Annotated in this window: 20 protein-coding genes; 6 read left to right on the forward strand and 14 right to left on the reverse strand. The window is 65.1% G+C overall.

Annotated elements, in window-relative coordinates:
* Positions 1 to 7: 7 nt before the first annotated feature.
* The 5 genes from mce to ACSQ23_RS18595 form a co-directional block, all read right to left on the reverse strand.
* Entirely contained in the window at positions 8 to 433 is a 426-nt protein-coding gene (gene mce / locus ACSQ23_RS18575) for a methylmalonyl-CoA epimerase (RefSeq protein ID WP_055879493.1), read from the reverse strand.
* Positions 430 to 2559, reverse strand: a complete 2130-nt coding sequence (gene scpA / locus ACSQ23_RS18580; RefSeq protein ID WP_436091486.1) for a methylmalonyl-CoA mutase — start codon at positions 2557 to 2559, stop codon at positions 430 to 432. Before scpA ends, mce begins: the two co-directional genes overlap by 4 nt.
* A gap of 145 nt (positions 2560 to 2704) precedes the next feature.
* Positions 2705 to 4681, reverse strand: a complete 1977-nt coding sequence (locus tag ACSQ23_RS18585; protein WP_436091487.1) for an acetyl-CoA carboxylase biotin carboxylase subunit — start codon at positions 4679 to 4681, stop codon at positions 2705 to 2707.
* Positions 4682 to 5125: an endonuclease domain-containing protein gene (locus tag ACSQ23_RS18590; protein WP_436091488.1), complete on the reverse strand. Its 444-nt coding sequence runs from the start codon at positions 5123 to 5125 to the stop codon at positions 4682 to 4684. It abuts the gene before it with no gap.
* Positions 5126 to 5237: 112 nt separating this feature from the next.
* Entirely contained in the window at positions 5238 to 6770 is a 1533-nt protein-coding gene (locus ACSQ23_RS18595) for an acyl-CoA carboxylase subunit beta (RefSeq protein ID WP_436091489.1), read from the reverse strand.
* 119 nt (positions 6771 to 6889) lie between these two features.
* Between ACSQ23_RS18595 and ACSQ23_RS18600 the strand changes: the two genes are divergently transcribed.
* Positions 6890 to 8296 (forward strand): helix-turn-helix domain-containing protein, encoded by a 1407-nt coding sequence (locus tag ACSQ23_RS18600; RefSeq protein WP_436091490.1) that lies wholly within the window; start codon positions 6890 to 6892, stop codon positions 8294 to 8296.
* A gap of 216 nt (positions 8297 to 8512) precedes the next feature.
* Here ACSQ23_RS18600 and ACSQ23_RS18605 read toward each other — a convergent pair whose 3' ends face one another.
* The 4 genes from ACSQ23_RS18605 to ACSQ23_RS18620 all read right to left on the reverse strand — a co-directional run bounded on the left by ACSQ23_RS18605 (position 8513) and on the right by ACSQ23_RS18620 (position 12482).
* Positions 8513 to 8779 (reverse strand): YiaA/YiaB family inner membrane protein, encoded by a 267-nt coding sequence (locus ACSQ23_RS18605; protein ID WP_436091491.1) that lies wholly within the window; start codon positions 8777 to 8779, stop codon positions 8513 to 8515.
* A gap of 42 nt (positions 8780 to 8821) precedes the next feature.
* Positions 8822 to 9502 carry a PspA/IM30 family protein gene (locus ACSQ23_RS18610; RefSeq protein WP_436091492.1) on the reverse strand — a complete coding sequence of 227 codons (681 nt, stop codon included), beginning with the start codon at positions 9500 to 9502 and terminating at the stop codon, positions 8822 to 8824.
* A gap of 409 nt (positions 9503 to 9911) precedes the next feature.
* Positions 9912 to 10517: a TetR/AcrR family transcriptional regulator gene (locus ACSQ23_RS18615; protein ID WP_436091493.1), complete on the reverse strand. Its 606-nt coding sequence runs from the start codon at positions 10515 to 10517 to the stop codon at positions 9912 to 9914.
* A 150-nt stretch (positions 10518 to 10667) separates the two neighbouring features.
* Positions 10668 to 12482, reverse strand: a complete 1815-nt coding sequence (locus ACSQ23_RS18620) for an OmpA family protein (protein WP_436091494.1) — start codon at positions 12480 to 12482, stop codon at positions 10668 to 10670.
* Between the two features lie 221 nt (positions 12483 to 12703).
* Between ACSQ23_RS18620 and nadC the strand changes: the two genes are divergently transcribed.
* From nadC to ACSQ23_RS18645, 5 genes are all read left to right on the forward strand, one after another.
* A complete protein-coding gene (gene nadC / locus ACSQ23_RS18625; RefSeq protein ID WP_055879518.1) occupies positions 12704 to 13567 on the forward strand; it encodes a carboxylating nicotinate-nucleotide diphosphorylase in 864 nt (287 codons plus the stop codon).
* The gene (gene cysQ, locus ACSQ23_RS18630; RefSeq protein ID WP_436091495.1) at positions 13564 to 14376 is read left to right on the forward strand and encodes a 3'(2'),5'-bisphosphate nucleotidase CysQ; all 813 of its coding nucleotides are present in this window, start codon (positions 13564 to 13566) and stop codon (positions 14374 to 14376) included. The genes nadC and cysQ overlap by 4 nt, the downstream gene beginning before the upstream one ends.
* Before the next feature lie 142 nt (positions 14377 to 14518).
* Positions 14519 to 15067: a PadR family transcriptional regulator gene (locus ACSQ23_RS18635; RefSeq protein ID WP_055997409.1), complete on the forward strand. Its 549-nt coding sequence runs from the start codon at positions 14519 to 14521 to the stop codon at positions 15065 to 15067.
* An 11-nt stretch (positions 15068 to 15078) separates the two neighbouring features.
* Positions 15079 to 16305: an efflux RND transporter periplasmic adaptor subunit gene (locus tag ACSQ23_RS18640; RefSeq protein ID WP_436091496.1), complete on the forward strand. Its 1227-nt coding sequence runs from the start codon at positions 15079 to 15081 to the stop codon at positions 16303 to 16305.
* A complete protein-coding gene (locus tag ACSQ23_RS18645; RefSeq protein WP_436091497.1) occupies positions 16302 to 19655 on the forward strand; it encodes an efflux RND transporter permease subunit in 3354 nt (1117 codons plus the stop codon). The genes ACSQ23_RS18640 and ACSQ23_RS18645 overlap by 4 nt, the downstream gene beginning before the upstream one ends.
* Before the next feature lie 281 nt (positions 19656 to 19936).
* Here the strand turns inward: ACSQ23_RS18645 and ACSQ23_RS18650 are convergent, their stop codons facing one another.
* The 5 genes from ACSQ23_RS18650 to ACSQ23_RS18670 all read right to left on the reverse strand — a co-directional run bounded on the left by ACSQ23_RS18650 (position 19937) and on the right by ACSQ23_RS18670 (position 25807).
* Positions 19937 to 20923, reverse strand: a complete 987-nt coding sequence (locus tag ACSQ23_RS18650) for an acyltransferase family protein (protein WP_436091498.1) — start codon at positions 20921 to 20923, stop codon at positions 19937 to 19939.
* Positions 20924 to 21159: 236 nt separating this feature from the next.
* Positions 21160 to 21627: a GNAT family N-acetyltransferase gene (locus ACSQ23_RS18655; protein WP_436091499.1), complete on the reverse strand. Its 468-nt coding sequence runs from the start codon at positions 21625 to 21627 to the stop codon at positions 21160 to 21162.
* 4 nt (positions 21628 to 21631) lie between these two features.
* The gene (locus ACSQ23_RS18660; protein WP_436091500.1) at positions 21632 to 23530 is read right to left on the reverse strand and encodes an ABCB family ABC transporter ATP-binding protein/permease; all 1899 of its coding nucleotides are present in this window, start codon (positions 23528 to 23530) and stop codon (positions 21632 to 21634) included.
* Complete coding sequence (locus tag ACSQ23_RS18665; RefSeq protein WP_244488434.1) at positions 23530 to 23841, reverse strand: ArsR/SmtB family transcription factor; 312 nt, start codon at positions 23839 to 23841, stop codon at positions 23530 to 23532. The genes ACSQ23_RS18660 and ACSQ23_RS18665 overlap by 1 nt, the downstream gene beginning before the upstream one ends.
* Before the next feature lie 112 nt (positions 23842 to 23953).
* Complete coding sequence (locus ACSQ23_RS18670) at positions 23954 to 25807, reverse strand: LysM peptidoglycan-binding domain-containing protein (RefSeq protein ID WP_436091501.1); 1854 nt, start codon at positions 25805 to 25807, stop codon at positions 23954 to 23956.
* Positions 25808 to 25811 lie beyond the last annotated feature (4 nt).

Below are 25811 nucleotides of genomic sequence, written 5' to 3' on the forward strand. Positions count from 1 at the left end.
CGACAGATTACGCCGGCTGCAGCTCCGGCTTCACCTCTTCGAGCTCGATCAGCGTGCCGTCGAAATCCTTGGGGTGAAGGAACACCACCGGCAGGCCGTGGGCGCCGATCCTGGGTTTGCCGTCACCGAGCACACGGGCGCCGGCTTCGACCAGCGTGCGGATAGACGAGGCGATGTCAGGCACCTCGTAGCAGACGTGATGCATGCCGCCCGAAGGATTACTCGCGAGGAACTTGGCGACCGGCGAGTTCTCGCCCAAAGGGGTCATCAGTTCGATCTTGGTGTTCTCGAGCTGGACGAAAACCACGGTAACACCGTGCTCGGGCAGGTCGTGCGGATGATGCACGTCGGCGCCGAGCAGGTCGCGGTATTTCGCGGCAGCGGCGGCGAGATCCGGGACGGCGATGGCGACATGGTTGAGCCTGCCGATCATCGATTACTCAGCCTTCCCTCGATCTGGTTCAGCACCGAGAACGCGGCTTCCAGCACGTTGGTGCCGGGGCCGAAGATCTCCGCCACACCGGCCTCACGCAGGAAGTCATAGTCCTGTTCGGGAATGACACCGCCAACGATGACGGTGACGTCGCCGAGCCCCCTGCCCCGGAGTTCGCCGATCAGCTCGGGGACCAGCGTCTTGTGGCCGGCGGCGAGGGAGGAAACGCCGACGGCGTCGACCTTCAGCTCGGCGACGTGGTCGGCAACCTCAGGGGCTGTCTCGAACAGGTCGCCCATATGGACGGTGAAACCGAGATCGGCGAAGGCGGTGGCGATGACCTTGGCGCCACGATCATGCCCATCCTGCCCCATCTTGGCGATGAACAGCGCCGGCGAGCGCTTTTCCTTGTCTCTGAATGCGGCAATTCGGCTGGTGAGCTGGGCGTACTGTGGATCTGCGGCATAGCTTTCCGCATAAACGCCGGAGATGACGCGGGTGATCGCCGAGTGGCGGTTGAAGACCTGCTCGAGGGCAGCGGAAATCTCGCCCAGGGTGGCGCGGGCGCGGGCGGCGGCGATGCTGGCCGCGAGCAGATTGCCGTTCGATCTCGCCTGATTCTGCAGTGAGGCCAGCGCAGCGACCACGGCGTCCGAGTCACGGGTGCGGCGGATTTCGGCGAGGCGGGCGACCTGCTCGTCGCGCACCTTGTTGTTGTCGATCTCGCGGATGGCGATCGGCGCTTCGTTCTCGAGGCGGTAGCGGTTGACGCCGACGATGACATCCTCGCCGCGATCGACGCGGGCCTGGCGCAGGGCGGCGGCCTTCTCGATCTCCAGCTTCGGGGTACCGGCCTGGACGGCGGCGGTCATGCCGCCCTGAGCCTCCACCTCGGCAATCAAGGCGCTGGCGCGCTCCACCAGGTCGGCGGTGAGGGCTTCGATGTAGTAGGAACCGCCGAGCGGGTCGACGACGTCGGTGACGCGGCTCTCGTGCTGCAGAATCAACTGGGTGTTACGGGCGATGCGCGCTGAAAATTCCGTCGGCAGCGCAATGGCTTCGTCGAAGGAATTGGTGTGGAGGCTCTGGGTGCCGCCGAGCACGGCGGCGAGCGCCTCGATGGTGGTGCGGACGATGTTGTTGTGCGGGTCCTGCTCGGTCAGCGACACGCCGGAGGTCTGGCAGTGGGTGCGCAGCACCAATGACTTTGCGTCTTTGGCGCCCAGTTGGGTCATGAACTTGTGCCAAAGGGTGCGGGCGGCACGGAGCTTTGCCACCTCGAGGAAAAAGTTCATGCCGATGCCGAAAAAGAAGCTCAGCCGCGGCGCGAAGGCATCGATATCGAGACCCCGCGCCTGCGCCGAGCGCACATACTCGATGCCGTCGGCAATGGTGTAGGCCAGCTCCTGCACCGCCGTCGCCCCGGCCTCGTGCATGTGGTAGCCCGAGATCGAGATCGAGTTGAACTTCGGCATATGCTCGGCGGTATAGGCGATAATGTCGCCGACGATCCGCATGCTCGGCGCCGGCGGGTAGATATAGGTGTTGCGGACCATGAACTCCTTGAGGATGTCGTTCTGAATGGTCCCGTCGAGCTGCGCTTGTTTTACCCCCTGCTCTTCTGCCGCGACGATGAACATCGCGAGCACCGGCAGTACGGCGCCGTTCATGGTCATGCTGACGGACATCTGATCGAGCGGGATTCCGTCGAACAGCACCTTCATGTCCTCGACGCTGTCGATGGCGACACCGGCCTTGCCGACATCACCGGTCACCCGTGGATGGTCGCTGTCATAGCCGCGGTGGGTGGCGAGGTCGAAGGCGACGCTCAGGCCCTTTTGGCCGGCCGCGAGGTTCTTGCGATAGAAATCGTTGGACTCGCGCGCCGTGGAGAAGCCGGCATATTGCCGGATGGTCCAGGGGCGGTTGGCGTACATGGTGGCGCGAACGCCGCGGGTGAACGGGGCCGCGCCGGGAACGCCGGGATCGGCGGCGGCGTCTTCCGGGAAGTAAGCCGGCTTGATCGGGAGATCGCCGTAGTCACGGTTCAGCGACTCCACCGGGGTATCGCGCAGGTCCTTCCGGGCGAGTTTTGACCAGTCGGCGAAGGTGGGTTTCCCAGTCATCGGGGCTCACCTCCCCCCTCCCCACCCCTCCCCGCGAGGGGGAGGGTGCCCGCTGATGCATGGGGCACCATCGAGACTGTTGCGCTGAACGGCACCTCCCCCCTTGCGGGGGAGGTTGGGAGGGAGGGAGCAGTCAGCACCTGGCTCATACCGCCTCGAACTCCAGGATAACTTCGTCCACTGCCAGCACGCTGCCGGGTTTGACGCGGACCTTGCTGATCCGTGCGCGCTTTTCCGCCTTCAGTACGTTCTCCATCTTCATCGCCTCGACAATGGCGAGGGTCTGGCCGTCTTCGACGATATCGCCTTCAGCGACGTCGATGCGGACGATCTGGCCGGGCATCGGGCAGAGCAGGAACTTCGAAAGGTCGGGGGGCACCTTCACCGGCATCAGCGGCATCAGGTCGGCAACGTGCGGCAGCAGCACCTTGGCGACGAGATCGGCGCCGCGCCAGCGCAGGCGGAAGCCGCCGGTGACGCGATCGAGCTTGACGTGGTGCAGCCGCCCATCGACACGGGCGATGCAGAGGCTGTTGCCCGGTTTCCAGCCGCTTTCGACCAACAGCTTCTTGCCGTCCGGCGCGGTCAGCCAATACTCGATGCCATCGGCGCGCACCGAGAAGTCCCAGCGCTCGGCGCCAATGATCACGGCGCGCGGTTCGGGCGTCGTCGGATAGAGCCGCTTGTCGAGGGCGAAGGCGGAGCAGCAGGCGAGCGCCGCCAGATGCGTCAGTGATTCCGCGTCCGGCGCTACACCGCTGAAGCCGTTGGGGAATTCCTCAGCGATGTAGCCGGTGGTGAGGCGGCCGGAGCGGAAGCGCTCCTGCCCCATGACAGCCGACAGGAACGGGATGTTGTTGCCCACGCCTTCGAGCTCGAACTCGTCGAGCGCCACTTCCATGGCGTCGATCGCCTCGCTGCGAGTCGGGGCCCAGGTGCAGAGCTTGGCGATCATCGGGTCGTAGAAGGTGGAGATCTCGCCGCCCTCGGCGACGCCGGTATCGTTGCGGACCACCAGGTCGAGCGACGCCTCCTCGGCCGGTGGGCTGTAGCGGGTGAGCCGACCGGTGGAGGGCAGGAAGTTGCGGAACGGATCCTCTGCGTAGATGCGGCTCTCGATGGCCCAACCATTGATGCCGATATCGGACTGAGTGAGCGGCAGCTTCTCGCCTGATGCGGCGAGGAACATCAGCTCGACCAGGTCGAGGCCGGTGATCAGTTCGGTGACCGGGTGCTCGACCTGCAGCCGGGTGTTCATCTCGAGGAAGTAGAAGTTGCGATCCTTGTCGACGATGAACTCGACAGTGCCGGCCGAGGTGTAGCCCACCGCCTTGGCGAGGGCGACAGACTGCTCGCCCATGGCCTTGCGGGTGGCGGCGTCGAGGAAAGGCGACGGCGCCTCCTCGATGACCTTCTGGTTACGGCGCTGGATCGAGCACTCGCGCTCATTGAGCCACAGCACATTGCCGTGCTGATCGCCGATCAGCTGGATTTCGATGTGGCGCGGCTCGGTGACGAATTTCTCGATGAAGATGCGGTCGTCGCCGAAGCTTGACGCGGCCTCGGATTTCGAACGCTCAAAACCCTCGCGGGCTTCGGCATCGCTATGAGCGATGCGCATGCCCTTGCCACCACCGCCGGCAGAAGCCTTGATCATCACCGGATAGCCGATGGAGCGCGAGATGGTGACGGCCTCCTCGGCATCGGCGATGAGGCCCATATGGCCGGGGACGGTGGAGACACCGGCCGCGGCAGCCAGCTTCTTACTGGTGATCTTGTCGCCCATCGCCTCGATGGCTTTCACCGGCGGGCCGACGAAGATGATGTTCTCGGCCTCGAGGGCAGCGGCGAAGGCGGGATTCTCCGAGAGGAAGCCATAGCCGGGGTGTACCGCTTCGGCGCCGCTCTGCTTGCAGGCCGCAACGATCTTCTCGATCGAGAGATAAGAGTCGCGGGCGGCAGAGCCACCGATATGCACGGCCTCGTCGGCGAGCTTGACGTGAACGGCATCACGATCGGCGTCGGAATAGACGGCGATGGTGCGGATGCCCAGCCGCTTGGCGGTGCGGATAACGCGACAGGCAATCTCGCCGCGATTGGCGATGAGGAGGGAGGAGAACATTCAGGGGGTGGTCCTGTCGGGATCCGACTGCCTGGCGCCGGAGCTGGCAGTCGACTCCCTCCCCCGTCGCGGGGAGGGATCAAGGGTGGGGGGAGCAGCTACGCTGGATATCTCGGCAAGTGCCGCTGCGATGGTCAGATAGACACCCTCTGCATTCTCCATAACATCGTTGTTCCAGAACCTCAGCACGCGGTAGCCGCGCCCAGCGAAATAGTCGTCGCGTGTCGCGTCGTTTGTCTGGGCAAGGTCGGTCGTGTGCGTTTCGCCATCGACTTCGATCACTATTGCCGGATGGCGGCACGCGAAGTCGGCATAGTAGGCGCCGATCTGGGCCTGACGGCGGAAGTTGTAACCCTGGCTGCGTAGCGGGAAGAGGATTGCCCACATACGGCGCTCGGGTTCGGGAGGGTTACGGCGGAGCTTTTGGGCGAGCTCGGTGCTCATGGGTGCCTTGCCTCCGCCGTCGAGTGTGCGGCTCCCCCCACCCTTGATCCCTCCCCGCAACGGGGGAGGGAGGCGTGGGTGCCGCTCCACTCGTTCGGCTGCACCAAGCCCCTCACAGCGGAATGTTCCCGTGCTTCTTCAGCGGGATCACCGCCTTCTTGTTCCTCAGCGTTTCGAACGCTCGTGCCACCCTTCGCCTCGTCCCGTGCGGCATGATCACATCGTCGATGAAGCCGCGTTCCGCCGCGACAAATGGGTTGGCGAACCTCGCTTCGTAGTCGGCCGTGCGTTTGGCGATCTTGTCTTTGTCGCTGAGTTCGGAGCGGTACAGGATCTCCGTCGCGCCCTTGGCGCCCATCACGGCGATTTCGGCGGTGGGCCAGGCGTAGTTGACGTCGGCGCGGATGTGTTTCGATGCCATCACGTCATAGGCGCCGCCATAGGCCTTGCGGGTGATCACGGTGACTTTGGGGACGGTGGCTTCGGCATAGGCGAAGAGGAGCTTGGCGCCGTGCTTGATGATGCCGCCATATTCCTGGGCGACACCGGGGAGGAAGCCGGGAACGTCGACCAGCGTCAGGATTGGGATCGAGAAGGCGTCGCAGAAGCGGATGAACCGCGCCGCCTTCTTCGATGAGTTGATGTCGAGACAGCCGGCGAGAACCAGCGGCTGGTTGGCGACGACGCCCACCGTCCCACCGTTGAGACGGATGAAGCCGACGAGGATATTGCCGGCATGGTCCTTCTGGATCTCAAGGAAATCGCCTTCGTCGGCGATTTTGAGGATCACCTCTCGCATGTCGTATGGCTTGTTGGCGCTGTCGGGGATCAGGGTGTCGAGGCTGGGCTCTGCACGGTCGATGCTGTCGTTGACGGCGACCACGGGCGGCTTGTCGGCGGCGCTCAGCGGCAGGAAGTCGAACAGGCGGCGGACTTCGAGCAGGGTCTCGATGTCATTGTCGAAGGCGGCGTCGGCGACCGACGAAACCTTGGTGTGGGTCGAGGCGCCGCCGAGCTCCTCGTGGGTAACGATCTCGGAAGTGACGGTTTTCACCACGTCCGGGCCGGTCACGTACATGTAGGAGGTGTCCTTCACCATGTAGATGAAGTCGGTCATGGCAGGCGAATAGACCGCGCCGCCCGCCGTCGGGCCCATCACCACCGAGATCTGCGGAATGGCGCCGGAGGCCTGGACGTTGCGCCAGAATACTTCGGCATAGCCGCCAAGGGCCGCGACGCCCTCCTGGATGCGAGCGCCGCCGGAATCGTTAAGGCCGATAACGGGCGCGCCGTTCTGCACGGCGAGGTCCATGATCTTGCAGATCTTCTGGGCGTGCGTTTCGCTGAGCGAGCCGCCGAAGACGGTGAAATCCTGGCTGAACACGTAAGTGAGGCGGCCATTGATGGTACCCCAGCCGGTGACCACGCCGTCACCGGGGATGATGTTCTGCTCCATGCCGAAATCCACCGCCCGGTGGGTGACGAACATGTCGTATTCCTCGAACGAGCCGGGATCGAGCAGCACCTCGAGGCGCTCACGGGCGGTGAGCTTGCCCTTGCCGTGCTGAGCATCGATGCGCTTCTGGCCGCCGCCGAGACGGGCCTCATTGCGCCGCTGATCGAGCGCGGCGATGATCTTTTGCATGGAGTCCCCTGAGCTTAACTCATCGCCAGCTTACACGGTCCGACGAAGCGACGAGAGACAGGAATGTGCGGACCTGCTAATTCTGCAAAGTTGCAAACTGTGAAATTGCAAACTTGCGAATGGCTGACCGTAAGATCTTCGCCGGAGCTCGGGTGCGGGCGGCGCGCACCAAGGCGGGGCTGACGCAGCGCGAGCTGGCGCGGCGGCTCGAGATCTCGGTGTCGTATCTCAACCAGATCGAAAACAACCAGCGGCCGCTGACGGCTTCGCTGATGCTGACGCTGGCCGAGAATTTCGGGCTCGACCTCGGGGAGTTGACCTCGGAAGGGGCCGACCGGGTGCTGGCCGACCTGCGTGAAGCGATGGCCGACCCGCTGTTCGGCGAGGCAGCGCCGGGGCTGATCGAGCTTAAGTCGGTGGCGGCCAGCGCACCCGATACGGCGCGGGCCATGTTGCGGCTCTACGAGGCCTATCGCAAGGCAAACGAGCGGCTGATGGGGGCGGACGCGGCGATGGTCGGCGGCCCCGGCCTGCAAACCAGCTACGAGGAAGTCCGCGACTTCTTCCACTACGCCAACAACTATGTCGATCCGCTTGATCTTGCGGCGGAGAACCTCGCGGCGAGCATCGGCTTCGCATTGCATGGGCGGCTCGAGCGGCTGGCGAATTATCTCACGACACGGCATCGGATTTCGGTGGAGTTCGAGGAACCGAACTCACCGGATCAGTTGCGGCGGTTCGAGCGAGCGAGCCGGACGATCGTGCTGAACGGGAGGCTGGCACCGGCAACGCAGTATTTCCAGCTCGGCGTGCAGCTGGCGCTGATCGAACAGGTGGAACTGATCGACGAGATCGTCGCCGGGGCGGAGTTCAAGACCCGGCAGGCGGCCGATATCTGCCGGCTGGGACTGGCTAACTACTTCGCCGGGGCATTGCAGATGCCGTATGGAGCGTTCCTCGCTGCGGCAGATCGCACTGGCTACGACGTCGAGGAACTGGCGTTCGAGTTCGGCGCGTCGATGGAGCAGGTCGGGCACCGGCTCTCGACCATGCAGCGGCCCAGGGCGCGCGGCGTGCCGTTCTTTTTTGCGCGGGTGGACGCGGCGGGGACGATCACCAAGCGGCACTCGGCAACGCCACTGCAGTTCCCGCGCTTCGGCGGCGCGTGCCCGCTCTGGAACGTGCACCGGGTATTCGGCGAGCATAATGGGCGGATCGCGCGGCAGCTGGCAGAGACGCCGGACGGCAATCGGTACCTCTGCCTCGCCTGGTCTGAAGAGAAACACACTGGCGGGTTTCGCGGACCGGTGCGGCGCTATGCCTACGCGCTTGGCTGCGAGGTGGCGCATGCGAACAAGCTCACTTATGCGGCGGACCTCGACCTGACGCGCGGGTTCGAGCCGATCGGAATCAGTTGCCGGATCTGTCCGCGCACCAACTGCATCCAGCGCTCGGTGCCCCCGATGGACGCGCGGCTGGAGATCGATGTCGACCGACGCGAAGTGGTGCCGTATCGGCTGGGGTGAAGCTGGAAGGGGCTTCAGGCACGATGGCTCCGCACCCCCTCTCTGGCAAAAACTAAGGACTTAGCTGCGCTAAGCCCAAGTTTTCGCTTTCTCCCCCGCCAAGGGGGAGATGGGGCGTGGGGTTGATCCTGCTGCTCACTCGAAACAAAAGCCCCGGGCACTGACCCGGGGCTCTCTCATCGGCGGTGACTGGGATCACTACAATGACCCTGGGGATCACTGGTTGCCGACGTAGTCCTTGAGGATTTTCTCGTCCTTGGCCTGCTCGAGCTGGCGCACCACGTCCCGGGCGTTGCGGTCATCGGTGCGATACTTGACGAGGTTTACGAGGCTTCCCATCAGCAGCACGATGCCCATGCCCCAGTAGCCCTTGGTCGAGATGTCGACGGGCGCGAGCCAGAGCGACAGCGACAGGAGGAACAGCGCGGCGGCGACGCCGGCGGCGTTGAACATGATGTAGACCTGGTTGTTGTCGGCGTTCATTTCGGTGGTTCCCTTTGGTTCGAATGCGTTTGTGGTTGCGGCTTAGAGGCTGGTGGACTTGAGGCGGGCGAGCACGTCGTCGGCGCGGACCTTGGTCTTGTCGCCGAAGCCGGCCTCGCCGAGGCGGTCGCGGATACCCTTCTCGCTGAGGCCGGCGTCGATCTCGTCGAGCACTTCGCTCTCGGCGAAGGGATCGGGGCCGTTGACGACGCGGGCAATCAACTCCTCCGCCTCGCGGATCGAACTGGTAGCGCCGATCGAGCGGTTGAGCGACTTCTGCGCCTTGCGTTCAGCATCGGCGGCGCGGGCCGAGATCATGCCCTGGCGCAGGTCGATGATGCGGCGGTTCGCTTTCTCCACCGAGGCCTGGGTGCGGGCGACACGGTTGGCGAGCTGATCGAGGGTGTCGCGGCGCACGGCCCGCTCGTTTTCGAGGTTGGCAATGGCGGTCGCGGCGTCAGCGGCAAGATCCTCACGGCCAGCGACCAGCGCCTGACGGGCCCGGGTCTCGAGATCGTCAATCTGCGTCTCGAGGCGGCTGAGCGTCTGGGTCTCGTTGCGCTGACGGATGATCAGGGCCGCGAGGGTCGACTTGGCGAGCGACAATGCCCCCTCGGACTCACGGATCTTCTGTTCGATGAGGTCGATGGCGAAATGATCGGTAAGCTGCTCTTCGGCGCGGGCCGAGGCGCCCCGGAACAGGGTCTTCAGAACGTTCAACATCGCAGTACGTCTCCCTTCGGTTGGTGTCGGCGTTTAATTGAACGCTGTTCACGATGATCAACATACAGGATTTTAAACGGCGTTCAAGTTGTAAATTGAACGGTGTTTAGACGAAAGATGAGATTAAACGGATTCAATGGGTTGCGGCGGCTTCTGGTGTAGAAACAGGGGGATGGCGGAGTGGGTTTTCTGGCCTTCACCCGTATGCGCTAAGTTATGGTCGCGCCCACCCACCGGCTGTCATCCCAGCGAAAGCTGGGACCCATCCATCAGCTGGTGCAGGTGGTGAGTTGGATCCCTGCTTTGGCAGGGATGACACGAGTTTGGGGCGCTGTCTGGTGGCAAGTTCGCCGATAGGCCCGGCACCTGGGCCTTCGCCGAGGTGACGCTGGCATTGGCGGAGACCTGCCTACTTCGTGCGGTGGGTGTAGGCGAGGATGTGCATGTCGACGAGCTCGTGCACGACCTTGCCGATGTCGCGGTCCATGATCAGGTTGAGGCGGCCCGAACTGTCGAGCGAGACGACGGAGTGGATCGAGGCGAAGACCAGTTGGCCGGACTGGCGGGCGGCTTTGTCGTCGAGGTCGGGGCGGATATCGGCAAAGCACTGGGCGATGATGCGGATCAGCGAGGCAATGGCCTCGACATACCAGGGCGGCACCGGCTGGTCGGGCTTGCGGCGGAACTCGAACAGCGCATTCCAGAGATTTCGCTTCAACGTGATGTAGCCGAGGAAGGCATCGGCGTAATTATGCAGCATCTGCCGCGGATCGTCGGAGGGCGTCGCATCAGCGAAGGCGCGGGCAAGGCCCACCAGGGTGCGGGTGTTCACCTGGGTGACGATGTCGTCGAGATCCTTGAAGTGATGGTAGAGCGTGCCGGCGGTGTAGCCGATGGCGCGGCTCAGCGAGCGGGCCGAGAAGGCGTCGATCCCCTCCTCGGCGATCAGTTCCTCGGCGGTGTTGACGACGAGGCTCGCGAGCTCCTCCTTCGAATGGTCGGCACGGCGGGCCATGGGCAACTCCAGAACTGAACGACGTTCAATTAGACTTAGGAGCATGGCTTGTCTATGGCGGACACCGAGAGCCTGCCTCTCTACCGCCTCGCTCAAAAGAAGAACCCGCGCCGGAGCGCGGGTTCCAGGCTTTCACCGTAGGTGCTTCGGTCAGCTCTGGCCGCCGGAGACCAGGGAGGTGATGCGGCGGACGGTGGCGCGGCGGTTGGCCCGTTCGGCGCCGTCGGTCTCAACCTTGAGGTAGCGCTCGCCATAGCCCTGGGTGGTGAGGTTCTCCGGCGGGATGTCGTAGAACTCGGTCAACAGGTCGGCGATGGTGCCGGCGCGCTCGTCGGAGAGGACGAGGTTGGATTCGTCCGAGCCGACCGCGTCGGTGTGACCCTCGATGAGGAAGGTCTCGCCCGGGTTGCGGGCAAGGATCTTCTTCATCGCTTCGGCCACCTTGCCGAGCGAGCCGACCTGATCGCGGCCGAGCTGGGCCGAGCCGGTCTCGAAGGTCAGGTCACCGATCTCGACGCGGCGGACGGTGTCGCGGATACGGGCCGAACGCTTCACTTCATCGACGGTGTAGACGCGGGCGGCCTTTTCCAGCGGCGGTTCGCTGAGGAAGCGCTCGATATCGGCCTCGTCGGAGCGCTCGCTGTAGAGCACATAGTCGTCCACCGGGATCGGCAGGTAGAACGGCGGCAGGTCGTCGCCCGGATCGCGCCAGTCGTCGTCCCGACGATCATCGGGGGAGAAGACCAGGATGATGCGAGTGCCGTCGGGCAGCACCTTCACGCGGCGGATGATTTCGCCATAGCGGTTCCATACGGTCACAACACGCGTGCCATCCGACCGGATGACGGTCTGGCGATAGCGGCCGTTGTCGAGCTCTTCATAATAGACCTCGTCGCCGCGGCCGATGCGGTCGCGATCCTTGTACGGGGTGAAGATGTTGATGTTGATGCCGATGTTGATGATCAGCCGGTCACCGTCCTTCTTGGCCTCCTGAGCGGCAGGAGGGGCCTCCGGTGCCGGGAGCTGGTCGACGCGCTTGCCCTCGGTAGCGACGGCCGCCTCAACCTCCTCGGCCGGCGGCGGTGCCTGGGTCTGGGCCTCGGCATCGGTGGCTGGCGGCGGAGCTTCGGCGGCAGGCGGCTGGGCAGGAGCGGGCTGTTCGCCGCCGGCCTCCGCAGCATCCTTGGCGCTGTCGAGCACCGGGGCGGCCGGCGCGTCAGGCGTCTCCTGATCGGGAACCACTTCGAGCGGCTGACCGGACTGGTCGGTCGCCGGAGCCTCGCCCGGCTGCGCCGGCTCACCCGGCTGGGCCGGTTCGGCGGGCGTTGCGGGTTCGGCAGGTGCGGCCGGAGCCGGCGCACCGCCCATCAGCGCCAGGCACTCGTCGAGCGACTGGATGCCGAGACGGTTGCATTCGGCGAGGAAGGCGGCCTCGGCGGTAGCCTTGGCGTTGGCATCACCGCCGGAACCGGCGGAGACGTAGGCCTCGAACGCGGCGATCAGTGCCGGATCGCTGGCCGGCGACTGTTCAGCGGGAGCTGCAGGCTGCTCCGCGGGAGCGGCGGGCTGTTCGGCAGCAGGCGGCTCGGCGGGTTGTTCAGCAGCCGGGGCCGGCTCTGCTGGAGCAGGCTGTTCAGCGGGAGCGGCCGGTTCCTCAGCCGGGGGAGGTGCCGGTTCTTCAGCAGGAGCCGCTGGCTCCTCGGCTGGCGGCGCGGGCTCTTCAGCCGGTGGCGCGGCTTCTTCGGCGGGCGGCGCAGGCTGCTCGACTTTCGCGGCGCCAGTGGCGATGGCGATACATTGTTGCAGGTCGGGTGCGCCGATGCGTTGGCATTCGGCAAGGAAGGCTGCTTCGGCCGCAGCCTTGGCGTCGGCGTCATCGCCGCTCTGGGCTTCGACATAGGCATTGTAGGCCGCTGTCAGCCCCGCATCCTGCCCCAGGGCAGTGAGGGGGAGCAGCGAGAGCATGCAAAGGCTCGTGGTGGTAAGCAATAAGCGCTTGAGCTGCATTGTTTTCTCCATTCTTCTTGTGATGCAACAGCCAACCCGCCCTGAACTGGCGCAGGGGACCCAACGAGTGCGAGCGCCATTTGTTCCGGACACGGAGATATTGGTCGCGGGGACGTGGCGGCATTGCGCGGGATGGCTCGGTCGCGTAAACCGCTCGCCGCCAGCACCAGAGCCCAGACATGCGCGACACCCTTATCGGCGCCCTGCCCCCTGCCCTCGTCGAGGATGCGGTCCGTCGCGCCCTTTCTGAAGACCTGGGGCTTGCAGGCGATCTCACCTCACAGACGACGATCCCGGCGGGCGCACAGGCGACCGCCACGCTTTCGGCCCGCGAGGCCGGGGTAATCGCCGGGTTGCCGGTGGCGCTCGAGGTGTTCCGGCAACTGGGTGGCGCCGTGTCGTTCGATCCGCAGCTGACCGATGGGTCCTCAGTGAGCAAGGGCGATATCGTCGCGGTCGTATCGGGCGATGCACGGCAGTTGCTGGCCGGCGAGCGCACGGCGCTCAATTTCCTGAATCATCTCAGCGGCATCGCCGCACATACGCATCAGTTTGTAGAAGCAGTGGCCGGGACCGGGGCGCGCATCTGCGACACGCGCAAGACCACGCCGGGGCTCCGGGCATTCGAGAAATATGCGGTGCGCTGCGGCGGCGGCGCGAACCACCGTTACGCATTGAGCGACGCCATCCTGATCAAGGACAACCACATCGCGGTGGCGGGCGGGGCCGGCAAGGCCTATCGGGCGGCGCGGGCGGCCGCGGGGCATCTGGTGGCGATCGAGATCGAGGTGACCAGCCTCGACGAGCTGGCCGAGGTGCTGGAGGCCGGCGCGACGATCGTCATGCTCGACAATATGGATAACCAGCTGCTGCGGGCAGCAGTGAAGCTGAACGAGGGACGGGCGCGGCTCGAGGCTTCGGGCGGGGTGACGCTGGAGCGGGTGCGCGGCATCGCCGAGACCGGGGTCGACTACATCTCATCGAGCCAGATCACCATGGGCGCCAGGCCGCTGGACCTCGGACTGGATGTCGAAATCCAATGAGCATGCCACTTGCCGAACTGATGAACCGCGCCGCGATCGCCGCGGCCGAAGTGATCCTCGAGGTCTACCAACGCCCGGTGGTGGCAATGGAGAAAGCCGACGGCTCGCCGGTGACGGAGGCCGACCAGCGGGCCGAGACGATCATCCTCGAGTACCTCGCTGAGACCGGCCTGCCGGTGCTGGCCGAGGAGAGCGTGGCGGCGGGCCGGATCCCCGAGCTGGGGGCGCGCTACTTCGTGGTCGACCCACTCGACGGCACCAAGGAGTTCTTGAAGCGCAACGGCGAGTTCACCGTGAACATCGCCTATTGCGAGGATGGGCACCCGGTCAGCGGCGTGGTGCTGGCGCCGGCAACGGGCGAGATTTACTGGGGCGGGCCGGATGGGGCGTTTGCCGGGCGCGTCGTCGGCGGCAGTGTCGAGGGCGTCGAGCCGCTGCAGGTGGCCGAGGCCGAGCATCCGCTGCGCATCGTCGCCAGCCGCTCCCATGGACATGCTGCGCTGGCCGAACTCTGCGACACACTCGAGGTGGCTGAGGACGTCTCGGTCGGCTCGTCGCTGAAGTTCTGCCTGCTGGCCAAAGGCACCGCGCAGCTTTACCCGCGATTTACCCCAACTTCGGAATGGGACACGGCGGCGGGGCAGGCAGTGCTGCAAGCTGCGGGTGGTGTGGTACTGGGAATGGACGGGTTGCCGCTCACCTGCGGACACCGGGGCGACAAGTTCCTCAATGCCTGGTTCGTGGCCGCAGCCAGCGAGAAACTGGCCTTGCGGGCCCTTGCCGAGATGCTGCGGTTTACCGGCGCCTGACGGAAACCGTTAGTATTCAAACGATTGGCCATGAAGAAAATGCATGGCAGCCCCTCTTCCAGCCCTTGTTGCGCTTTTTTCCGGCTCCATATATAGGCCCGGCATATGCTGGTCCGTTATATGCCAGCCGGATAGGAAGCCAATGAACGTCAGAACCATCTGCCTTGCCATCCTCTATGATGGCGACGCGACTGGATATGAGATCCGAAAGCTCTCCGTTGAAGGGGAGTATTCGTATTTCATCGACGCCAGCTATGGGGCGATCTATCCGTCGCTTGCGCGCCTCGAACAGGAAAAGCTGGTCACGGCGCGCGTTGAACAGCAGGACGGCAAGCCCGCCAAGAAGATCTATTCGATCACACCGGCCGGCCGCGCTGCGTTCATTCAGTCGATGTTCGAGAAGCTTGGCGAAGACGAGTTCCGCAGCGAGTTTCTGCTGTTCCTGCGCTTCGCCTCGGAACTCCCGCAATCGCTGGTCGAGCAGCGGCTAAACGAACGAATCGTCGAGATCGACGCGACGCTCGCCGACTTCGACCGGCTCAAACAACAACACAACCACCCCGGAGACGCCTGGGTCATCGATTACGGGCGGACTTGTATGCAAGCGGCTCGTGACTACATCGAGGCGCACGGGGATGAACTGATAGCGCTGGCCCGTCCCGATAGGGACGACGCTGCAGCAGCGGAATAGAGGGTATCAGAATGCGTGCGATCGTTTCTTACGGCGTTGCCGGCGCCATTGTCATTGCCGGGGCCTTGTGGCTCGGCAGCGGCGTTTTCGTGGCCGGCGGCAACGGCCCCGGTAACGGCGAAAAGCCGATTGTCTCGTTCTTCAGCAAGGACGCCGAGGGCGCCGAGACGACGCATCACGTCGCCGAGGGCGAGATCGATCCGGCGCTGACGATTGCCGAGCGCGTAGCCGAGAGCAGCGGCGCTTCGGCGCCAGCCCAGTCGGTGCGCACCGAGACCTACAACATGCAGGCCATGCCGGTGGAAGTGCCGCTGCGCGGCCGCACCAAGGCCAAGACCGTGACCAGCATCACCCCCGAGACTTCGGGCGTGGTGACAGCGGTGAACGTCACCAAGGGCCAGGCGGTGAAGGCCGGCGACATTATCTGCACGCTTGAAGAAGGTACGCGGGCAGCCGCGGTGGCGCAGGCAGAGGCCGCGCTGGCGCAAGCGCAGAATGCCTACGACTCCAACAAGGCGCTGCGCGACAAGGGTCTCGCCGCCAACAATACGGGCATCGTCGCGGAGGCCGCCCTGCGGCAGGCGCAGACGGCGTTCGATCAGGCCAAGCAGGAATTCGACCGCGCCAAGGTGACCACCAAGGTTGCCGGTATCGTGCAGGATCCGGTGGCGACGGTGGGCAGCGTGCTGAGCCCCGGCCAGCCGTGCGCCACGGTGGTCGAACTCGACCCGATGCTGTTCGTCGCCAATGTGCCGGAGGCCCGCATCGCGCGCGCCGAACTGGGGCTGGCGGCAAGCGTCGAGACGGTGACCGGCCAGAAGGTCGAGGGCAAGGTGAGCTACATCGCCTCGCTCGCCGACGAAGCCACGCGGTCGTTCCCGGTCGAGATCGAGATCCCGAACGCCGACGGCAAGGTGCTGTCGGGAGTGACGGCGACGGCCACGGTCACCATGGGCACGGTGCCGGCGCACCTGCTGCCGCAGTCGGTGCTGACGCTGAATGACGAGGGCACGCTTGGTATCCGCTCGGTCAAGGACGGCGTCGTTGAGTTCTACCCCGTGACGATCATCTCGGACTCCCGCGAGGGCGTCTGGGTCACGGGCCTGCCCCCGACGGTCGATGTGATCACGATGGGTCAGGAATATGTCGTGCCGGGTCAGAAGGTCAACGCGACCAACGTTACGGGCAAGCCGGAATCGGTTGAGGCCGAGACCGCCGCTGAAGGGGTGCACTCATGATGAATTTCCTCGAACGCGTCCTGCGCATGCCGCGGGTCGTGTTGACGGTGATGGCTTTGCTGCTGTTCGCCGGTTTCAGCGCGTACATGTCGTTGCCCAAGGAGAGCTTCCCGGCCATCGACATCCCGTATTTCTACGTCTCGACCAGCCAGACCGGCGTCTCTCCGCGTGACGCGGAGCGGCTGCTGGCCAAGCCGATCGAGGATCGCGTCAAGGACATCGACGGGCTCAAGAACTACACCTCGACCGCAACGACCGGTCATGCTTCGGTGTTCCTCGAGTTCGACGTGAACGCCAATAGCGACAAGGCGCTGGCGGACATCCGCGCCAAGCTCGACGGCGTCGCCTCGGAACTTCCCGAGGACGCGACCGAGCCGTCGGTGACGGAGATCTCGTTCACCAACCAGCCTTCGATCTCGGTGGCGCTCTACGGCAACGTGCCGGAGCGGGCCCTGGTGCAGAGCGCCAAGGATCTGCAGGACCGTCTCGAAGAAATCCCGACCGTGCAGAGCGTGACCATTTCCGGGTCGCGCGACGAGATGCTGGCGGTGACCATCGATATGAGCCGCCTCGAGGCCTATAACCTCACGGCCGGCGAACTGCTGGATGCACTGGCCAAGAACAACATGGTGGTGCCCGGCGGTACGCTCGACACCGGCCGCGGTTCGTTCAACGTCGAAGTGCCGGGCCTCATCACCAACGCGCAGGACGTCTACTCGTTGCCGATCAAAGCCGACGGCGACAACGTCGTCACCTTCGGCGACGTGGCAACGATCACCCGCACGTTCCAGGATGCGACCCAGTACGCGCATGTCAACGGACAGCCGGCGATCACCCTGGGGGTGATCAAGGAGCTCGGGACCAACGTCATCGACGTTTCCGACCAGGTGCGCGCCGTCACGACCGAGTTCGTCAAGGACTGGCCGGCCGGTATCCAGCATAGCTTCCTGATCGATCAGGCCGACACCACCAAGAACCTGTTCCGCTCGCTCGAAGCCGCGGTGCTGACTGCTGTGGCGCTGGTGATGGTCACCTGCGTCGCGACGCTGGGTGTCCGCCCTGCCCTGATGATCGGTACGTCGATCCCGATCTCGTTCATGATCGCGTTCCTCATCGTGCAGATGCTCGGCATGACCATCAACATGATGATCATGTTCGGCCTGGTGCTGGCGGTGGGCGTGCTCGTCGACGATCCAATCGTTGTGGTGGAGTACGCCGAACGAAAGCTGCAGGAGGGTGTCTCAAAGAAGGAGGCATTCATCCTCGCGGCGCGCAAGATGTTCGTGCCGGTGGTTTCGGCCACCTTCACGACGCTGGGTGCGTTCGTGCCGCTGCTGTTCTGGCCGGGCATCATCGGCAAGTTCATGAGCTACCTGCCGATCATCGTGATCGTGGTGATGTGCGCCTCGCTGCTTTCGGCGCTGGTGTTCATGCCGGTGATCGGTGCCATTATCGCCTCGAGCCATGTCGACCCCAAGGCCAAGGAAGCCGCTGACGTCGTCATGTACCCGGACAAGTTCGATGTGAAGAAGGTGAAGGGGCCGACGGGCGTCTATGTGCGCACGCTGCAGCACCTGATCCGGCATCCGATCCTGTCGCTGCTGGCAGGCTTCACCGTCGTCGGCTTCATGTTCTATGCCTACATCGCCAACCCGACCGGCATGGAAGCTTTCCCCGCTTCCGAGGCCGAGTTCGGCACGGTCAATGTGATCGCCCGCGGCAACTATTCGCCGGTCGAGATCCGCGACATGCTGGCCGAGGTGGAGACGCAGATCCTGCAGGTGCAGGGCGTGCAGGACTCGATCATGACCTTCTCGGGTGGTGGCGGCGACGGCTTCTCGAGCGGCGGTCCGCCGGACACCATCGGGCAGTTCAATCTGCAGCTGCAGCCGTGGAACGAGCGCGTCAAGGCGACTGAGATCTTCCAGAACATCCGTGACCGGGTGAAGGATATCTCTGGCCTTGAAGTGCAGATCGCGGCGCAGGAAAACGGCCCTCCGGCCGGCAAGGCGATCAACCTGACGGTCGAAAGCACTGTCTATTCCGACTTGACGCCGGTGGTCACCAAGCTGCGCGACTATGTGGAGAACCAGCTCGGCGACACCATCGACGTGGAAGACGGCCGTCCCTCCCCCGGTATCGACTGGGAAGTGACGATCGACCGTGTGGCCGCAGCCAAGTACGGCATCGGCGTGCGTGAACTATCGCCCTATGTGCAGCTCGTCACCTCGGGTGTGAAGCTCGGCTCGTACCGGCCGGATGACGCCGATGACGAACTGGATATCCGCGTCCGCCTGCCGCTCGATGAGCGCAGCTTCGACAGCCTCGACTCGCTGCGGATCGTCACGGCCCAGGGTCTGGTGCCGGTGTCGAACTTCATCAAGCGCGAAGCTGTGCCGAAGGTCGCCAATATCAGCCGCAAGAACGGCGTCTACGTCATGGGCGTGGCGGCGAACCTTGCACCGGGCGTGGCGGCAGATGCCAAAATCGCCCAGCTCAAGGAATGGGTGGCGACGCAGGACATCCCGGCGACGACCAAGATCGCCTTCGGCGGTGCCGACGAGCAGATCGGCGATACCAATGCCTTCATCATGCAGGCACTGGCAGCCGCGCTGTTCATCATCTTCCTGGTGCTGCTGCTCGAGTACAACAGCTTCTACCAGGTGCTGGTGACGCTCTCGACCGTGGTCATGTCGCTCGCCGGCGTGATGCTGGGCATGACCATCACCGGGATGAGCTTCTCGGCGATCATGACCGGCCTCGGCATCGTGGCGCTGGCAGGCATCGTGGTGAAGAACGGTATCGTGCTGATCGACACCTACAACCACTACAACCGTGGTGATGGGGTGGAGCCGACCAAGGCGATGCTGATCACTGCTGCCCAGCGCGTGCGGCCGGTGCTGCTCACCGCTACGGTGACGGCGCTTGGCGTGATCCCGATGGCGGTGAACGTCGAGTTCGACTTCATCCGGCGCGAGATCGTCTGGGGCGGCCTTGCTGGTTCGTGGTTCACCCACCTGTCGGCAGCCCTGGTTTCGGGCCTGTTCGTCTCGACCGCCCTCACCCTGGTGATGGTGCCGGTGATGATCACCGCGCCGAGCGTCATCCGCCAGGGCTGGATCGGCCGGCTGTTCGGTGCGGTGTTCGGAGCGATCGGCAACGCCATCGCCTGGCCGTTCCGGGCGATCTTCGGTGGGCGCAAGCACACCGCCGTTACGCCGGAAGGCGAGACGGTCGAGATCCCGGCCGACATCGACAGCTCGAAGCGGTTCATCAAGACCGAAGGTTCGGGCCTCGTCGAAACCGAGCAGGACGGTGTCACGGTGGTGAGCCGCCAGGCCGCCGAGTAAGCCGAACGACACGACAAGAATTGAGAAGGCCCGGAGCGATCCGGGCCTTTTCGTTTGGGCCGCACAGGTTCAGACCGACAGTGGAAGCGTGCGCCATGAAAGAGACCACCGCGACGAAGGCTCGCCGGAAGTGGGAGGCTTCATGAAAAGCGTGCAGGAGGAACCGGTGCTCGTCCGCAAAGCGGGCAGCCCTGCCGCCATTGTTCTGTCGGCGGAGCTCTGGCCATCAGCTCGTGGGTCGGGCCCCTGCCGACGGATCGGCTGAACGCCCCTGGGCCGCACTACGCCCTGGCACCACGCTGGCCAATCGCGGCCCGCCCTGCCCTCCAGGCCACGGCCAGACCGAGGCTGACGCTGAAGCCGAGGGCGATCATCAGCAGGGAGTGGCGGCCGAGGCCGAGATTGCCGGCGAGGAGTTTCAGCACCAGCAGGTGAATCAGGTAGGCGCCGAAGGTGGCCTGGCCTAGGGTAGACCAGATGGGGTTCGTCAGCTCGATGCGCATGAACAGGACGGCGACCGAGAGGGCGTAACCGAGGGTGGCGAGCGAGTAGTCGTGGCCGAGGGCGTAGCGGCCGACGACAAAATAGCCTTCGGCGAGATGGAGGACTGCGAAGGCGACCAAAGCTGCGATGATGGCCGGGATCGGCCAGCCAACAAGCGCGGCGCGGTGGCGGCGCAGCACGATGCCGGCGACGAGGAAGACCGGGGCGAAGAACAGCCCGTTGCGATCCATCCAGAACGGGAAGCCGTGGCCGAACAGCGGTTTTGAGTAGGCGCCGATGATCGTGCCGGCAATGTAGAGTGCCAGCACGATGACTATCGTCCAGCGCAGGCCGGTGAACCTGATCAGTATCGCAACGATGACGGTGCCGAGCACCAGGGCGGGCAGGAACCACAGGTGGAAGGCCGGCCCGCCGGACCACAACAGCAGAATCAGACCAGCGGGCGTCGGCTCGAAGCCAAGGCGACCCCCCTCGAACAGGCGCAGCGCGATGGTGAGGGCGAGGATGATGGCGAAGGCCGGCATCACCCGACGCGCCACCTTGCCGCCCAGCCGCAGCGGGGCGGCAAGGTCGGCATCCTTCCAGAAATAGGCCGACATCAGGAAAAACACCGGCACGGCGAAGCGACTCAGTTCGTCGACCACGAAGCCGAAGGGCTTGTTGTCGGCAAAGCCGCCACCGGCGACATGCAATGTCACGATGCCGAACAGGCTGAGGACGCGCAGGGCGTCGAGCGAGGCGTTGCGGGAGGATGCTGAGGTCATTGGCCGACGCTGTGATGGTGGGACGCAACGAATTGGTCAAGGGGAGGTTGCATTTGCGCCGGAGCGTAGGGCCTACCCCACCCAGGTGCGCGACGGTTCCGGCTTCGCCCGAACCTGCTTCGCTACCCTCCCCACAAGGGGGAGGGAGAATGCCGGTGCCGCGATGTGGAGGTTGTCGTCTCCCTTGTGGGGAGAGATCAACGGTGGGGGTGGCCGCAGCCTCGATGCATCGGGCGCTACCGGAACGCGTGCACTAGCCAATTGTCGCCGTCGAACGCCGTCGGCGCGACGGCAGGCTCGTAGGCGGACAGCGCCCTGCCCCAGAACGCCAGCGCCGTCCAGTTCGACTGCAGAACCGCCACGTGCCACGGGCCGGAATGCCGGACGAACAACTGCCTGGTAGCCTCGGCGCCGAGGCCTTGTCGACGATAGGGGCGGAGCACGAAGAACTCGGCCATGAACCAGCAATCGGCGCGTCCGGTGATCGGGCAACCCCGGATGACGAGAACAAAGCCGGCAAGCTCTCCGTTCGCGTAGAGCAAATACGGATGCTGCCAGAAGCGATCTAGGAAATCGTAGGTGTAGCGGCCATCGGGCTCGAGCGGCCAGGGATGCTCCGACGCCATATCGTAGAGATAAAGCTGGATTAGCCGCTCGATGATGGGGCGCTCGCTATCGGCTGCCTTGCGAACCTCTCGCGCCACTCTCCTACTCCGCCGCGGGCAGGCCGCGCTTGACGAAGCCTTCGGGGTCGTTGGCGACGCGCTGCATGCGTTCTTCGGCCTCGCTGGCTTCGCGCTGGCGGTTCCACATCTGGGCGTAGAGCCCCTGCTTGACCAGCAGGCGATGATGGGTGCCGCGCTCAGCGATCTGGCCGTCGCGCAGCACGATGATCTCGTCGGCATTGACGACGGTTGAGAGCCGGTGAGCGATGACCAGCGTGGTGCGGTTGGCCGAGACCACGTCGAGGGCGGACTTGATGTCTTCCTCGGTCTTTGAATCGAGCGCCGAGGTGGCCTCGTCGAGGATGAGGATCGGTGGGCCCTTCAGGATGGTGCGGGCGATGGCGACGCGCTGCTTCTCGCCACCCGAAAGCTTCAGGCCGCGTTCGCCGACGGGGGTGTCGTAGCCCTTGGGCAGGCTCTCGATGAAATGGCCGATCTGCGCCAGCTCCGCCGCCTTTCGCACCTCGGCTTCGGTCGCGTCGGGACGGCCGTAGCGGATGTTGTAGGCGATGGTGTCGTTGAACAGCACGGTATCCTGCGGGACCATGCCGATGGCGGCGCGCAGACTCTCCTGCGTGACGTCGCGCAGGTCCTGCCCGTCGATGGTGATCTTGCCCTCGATGACATCGTAGAAGCGATAGAGCAGCCGCGAGATGGTGGATTTGCCGGCGCCCGAGGGTCCGACCACCGCGATGGTCTGGCCAGCCGGGACCTCGAAGCTGATACCCTTCAAGATCGGGCGATCGGCATCGTAGTGGAACTTCACGTCGTCGAACTTCACCACCGGACCGGTGACATTGAGCGGCTTGGCGCCCGGCTTGTCCTGAATCTCGGGCGCGCGATCGAGCAGCTTGAACATCTCTTCGATGTCGGTGAGGCCCTGGCGGATTTCGCGATAGACGAAGCCGATGAAGTTGAGCGGCCGGTAGATCTGCATCAGGAAGGTGTTGAGCAGCACGAAATCGCCCAGCGTCAGCGTGCGGTTCATCACCCCGAGCACCGCCATGATCAGGATGATCACCGTGCCGGAATAAAAGATCAGCGCCTGGCCGAAATTGAGGAAGCCGAGCGAGGTCCAGATGCGGACGGCTGAGCGCTCGTACTTTTCCATCGAGGCATCGAAGCGCTGGGCCTCCATCTTCTCGTTGGCGAAGTACTTCACCGTCTCGAAGTTGAGCAGGCTGTCGATGGCCTTGCCATTGGCGTCGGTGTCGCTGTCGTTCATGTCGCGGCGAATGGCGATGCGCCAGTTCGAGGCCTTGATGGTGAACCACAGGTAGAGCCAGACGGTGACGACCAGCACGCTCAGATAGCTGACGCCGAACATGACGATGAAGATGACGCCGGTGATGACGAACTCGACCAGCGTCGGGGCGGTGTTGAGCATCGTGAAGCGCACGATGGTCTCGATGCCCTTGGTGCCGCGCTCGATGACCCGGCTCAAGCCGCCGGTGCGGCGGGCGAGATGGAAGCGCAGCGACAGTCTGTGCAGGTGCTCGAAAGTCTGGAGCGCCAGCTTGCGCACGGCGTGCTGGCCAACCGAGGCGAACAGCACGTCGCGCAATTGCTGGAAGCCGGCATCGATGATGTTGCCGACGCCGAAGGCGACGACCAGCACGATGGGGATGGCGACGCCCATGACCAGCGCCGTGTCGGGTGTGGTGCCATCGAGACTGTCGATGATCCACTTGTAAACGAAGGGGATCATCGTGGTCGCGACCTTCGACACCAGCAGGGCGCCGATGGCGAGAATGACGCGCCACTTCAGGTCGGGACGGCCCTCGGGCCACATGTAGCCCCAGAGGTTTCGTACAGTGGCAAGCAGGCCACCCTCCTCCGCGCTAACGGTGGGGCGCTTGGTTGCCTCATCGGCGGATGACATCAGGCGAGCTCTTTGACCGGGTGATCGGTTAGGCCGGTGAACAAGCCGGTGCAGGCGATGCCGAAATCGGCCAGGCGATCGGCGCGCAGCGAGTAGCAGTTGCGCGTGCCCTTTGGGTGGCGCTCGACCAGTCCGGCGTCGAGCAGCACCTTGATGTGCTGGCTGACGGTGGACTGGGCCAGCGACAGGTTCTGCGTGACATCGGTGCAGCAGCAATCGCCCGCACGCTGGGCGGCGAGGATGCGCAGGATGTTGAGCCGGACAGGGTGTCCGAGGGCCCGCATCACATTGGCGATGTCGTCGTCATGCATCGGGTTCATCGTTATTCAGCGATAAAAGATCGGCCTCGCCAAGGCAAGGCGAAACCACCTGCCTGACTGGGCAGTTGAACGGGATTTGCGGCAATACCTTGTCAGGGAATGGTCAGTCGTCGGTGACCAGTGGCAGATCGAAGATCTGGCCGGGGAAGATCCGCGAGGGGCGGCGGATCAGCTCGCGATTGGCGTGAAAGATGGTGCGGTAGTGGATGCCGTGGCCGTAGTAGCGGCGGGCGATGCTCCAGAGCGTATCGCCATGGCGGATGATGGCCTTGCCGACATTGTAGCGACCCTCATCCGGATCGCCGAAAGGCAGCAGGCGGAGGATGGTGACGGGCTGACCCGGAGGCTGAGCCGGTTCCGCCGTGCGAACCTCGAACTCAGCGATCAGGGCGGGCGCCTCGGGCGTCAGGAGGGTGATCGTCGACGGCTCATCGGCGCCTGCCTCGGTTGGTGGCAGAGTGGTCGGCTGCAGGGTGGATGGGGCCAGAATTTCGACTGAGGCGGACTCTCCCCGCGGAACCACGGCCGCCAGGGGCGGCAGCGGCTCGGGTTCGGCCTGGGGTTCGATGGCCGCAATGTCGGGCTCCGGCGCAACCGCTGCTGTGGGCGCCGGATCGATCACCAGCGCCGGCTCGGCGACGGGCTCGCTCGCCGGAACAGCAGCGGTGACCGATGGCTTGTTGTCGGCGAATTCCGCAGGTGCGGAGCTACCGGGCGGCGCGGCGGCCAGGGTGGCAGGGGCTGGTTCGGGTTGTGGCGCCGGGGCGACGCCGCTACCGAGGTCCGGGGTTTCCTCCGGGCGCTCGTCGGGCGGGGCGCCGCCGTCGGGCAGCTCGATCTCGACGGTGATGGCGGCGACGCCCAGCAGCTTGCCGGTGTCAGGTTCGATGGCTTCGACGCGCAGCTCGCGTCGGGGGCTGTCGAGCAGGTTGCTGCCTTCGACCAGCCACCTGCCGGCTTCGACCGGGCTCTCACCGATCAGCTCGCCATCGGCATAGAGGCGCATCAGCGCGCCAGCCGGGCCGGAGCCGGAAACGAAGCTCCTGATGCCATCGAGCTCAATGGCGTCGATGGTGGGAGCAAGGACGACCGGAGCAGCGATGGTCGGCGCGGGAGGTCGCGAGCCGGCCGGCTCGGCGTTGGCGACGACAACGGGCGCCCCGGGCGGGGAGGTAGCGGCAGGCACGGCCGGCTCAGGCTGTGAAGCCGCAACTGGCGGCGTGGCGGGCTCGGACGGCGTGGCTGCCGGTGCGGCTGGCTCCGGCTGAGCCGAGAGATCAGCGGCGCCGGTTGCGGGCTCCTCGATCTGGTCCGGCGTTTCGACCTGTGTCGCCGACGCTTCCGCCTCGAGCGGAAGCGCCTCAGTGTCCTGCGGCTCGGACGGGACGCTCCAGTTCAGGGCGGTGTCGTCGGGCCTCAATGGCACAGACTCGGTGGCGGGGACTTTCGGCTTGAACGGCGTGGGTACATCGGGCTCCGGTTCGGCGGCTGCCATTTCGAGAGGCGCGGGGGCAGCGGCAGCGGGCTGCGTTGCCGTCGGGGCAGGTTCGGCGGGAGCCGCCGCGACAGGCTGCGCAGGTTTGGCGGCCGGAGCCGGAGCCTCGATGGGTTGGGCCGGGACGACCGCAGGCTCGACCGTCGGCGCTTCAAGCGGCCCTCCCGCTGCGGCCGGAGCTTCGGTCTCGGCCACCACGGTTGCCGGTGGAGCCGGGGATTCGCCGGGCGCCGTCTCGGCGACCTGCCCCGGGACGGTGCCGGGGAGGTCGAACTTGCGGTCGGCCATGTCGCGGAGGCAGGTGACGACGCCGCGCGGATCGGCCGAGCAGGCGTTGACCACGGGGAGGCCGATGACGCCGAGGACAACAGCCAGCGTCACCCCGGCGGCGCCGAGGGCGAGCAGCAAAGTACGGCGGTCGTCGGTCCGGCTCAGCAGGGCCTCCGGGGGAACATGGGGCAACCTG

Origin of the sequence: Devosia sp. LjRoot16 (assembly GCF_964252795.1) — a bacterium.
In the GTDB taxonomy this organism is placed as follows: Bacteria; Pseudomonadota; Alphaproteobacteria; order Rhizobiales; family Devosiaceae; genus Devosia_A.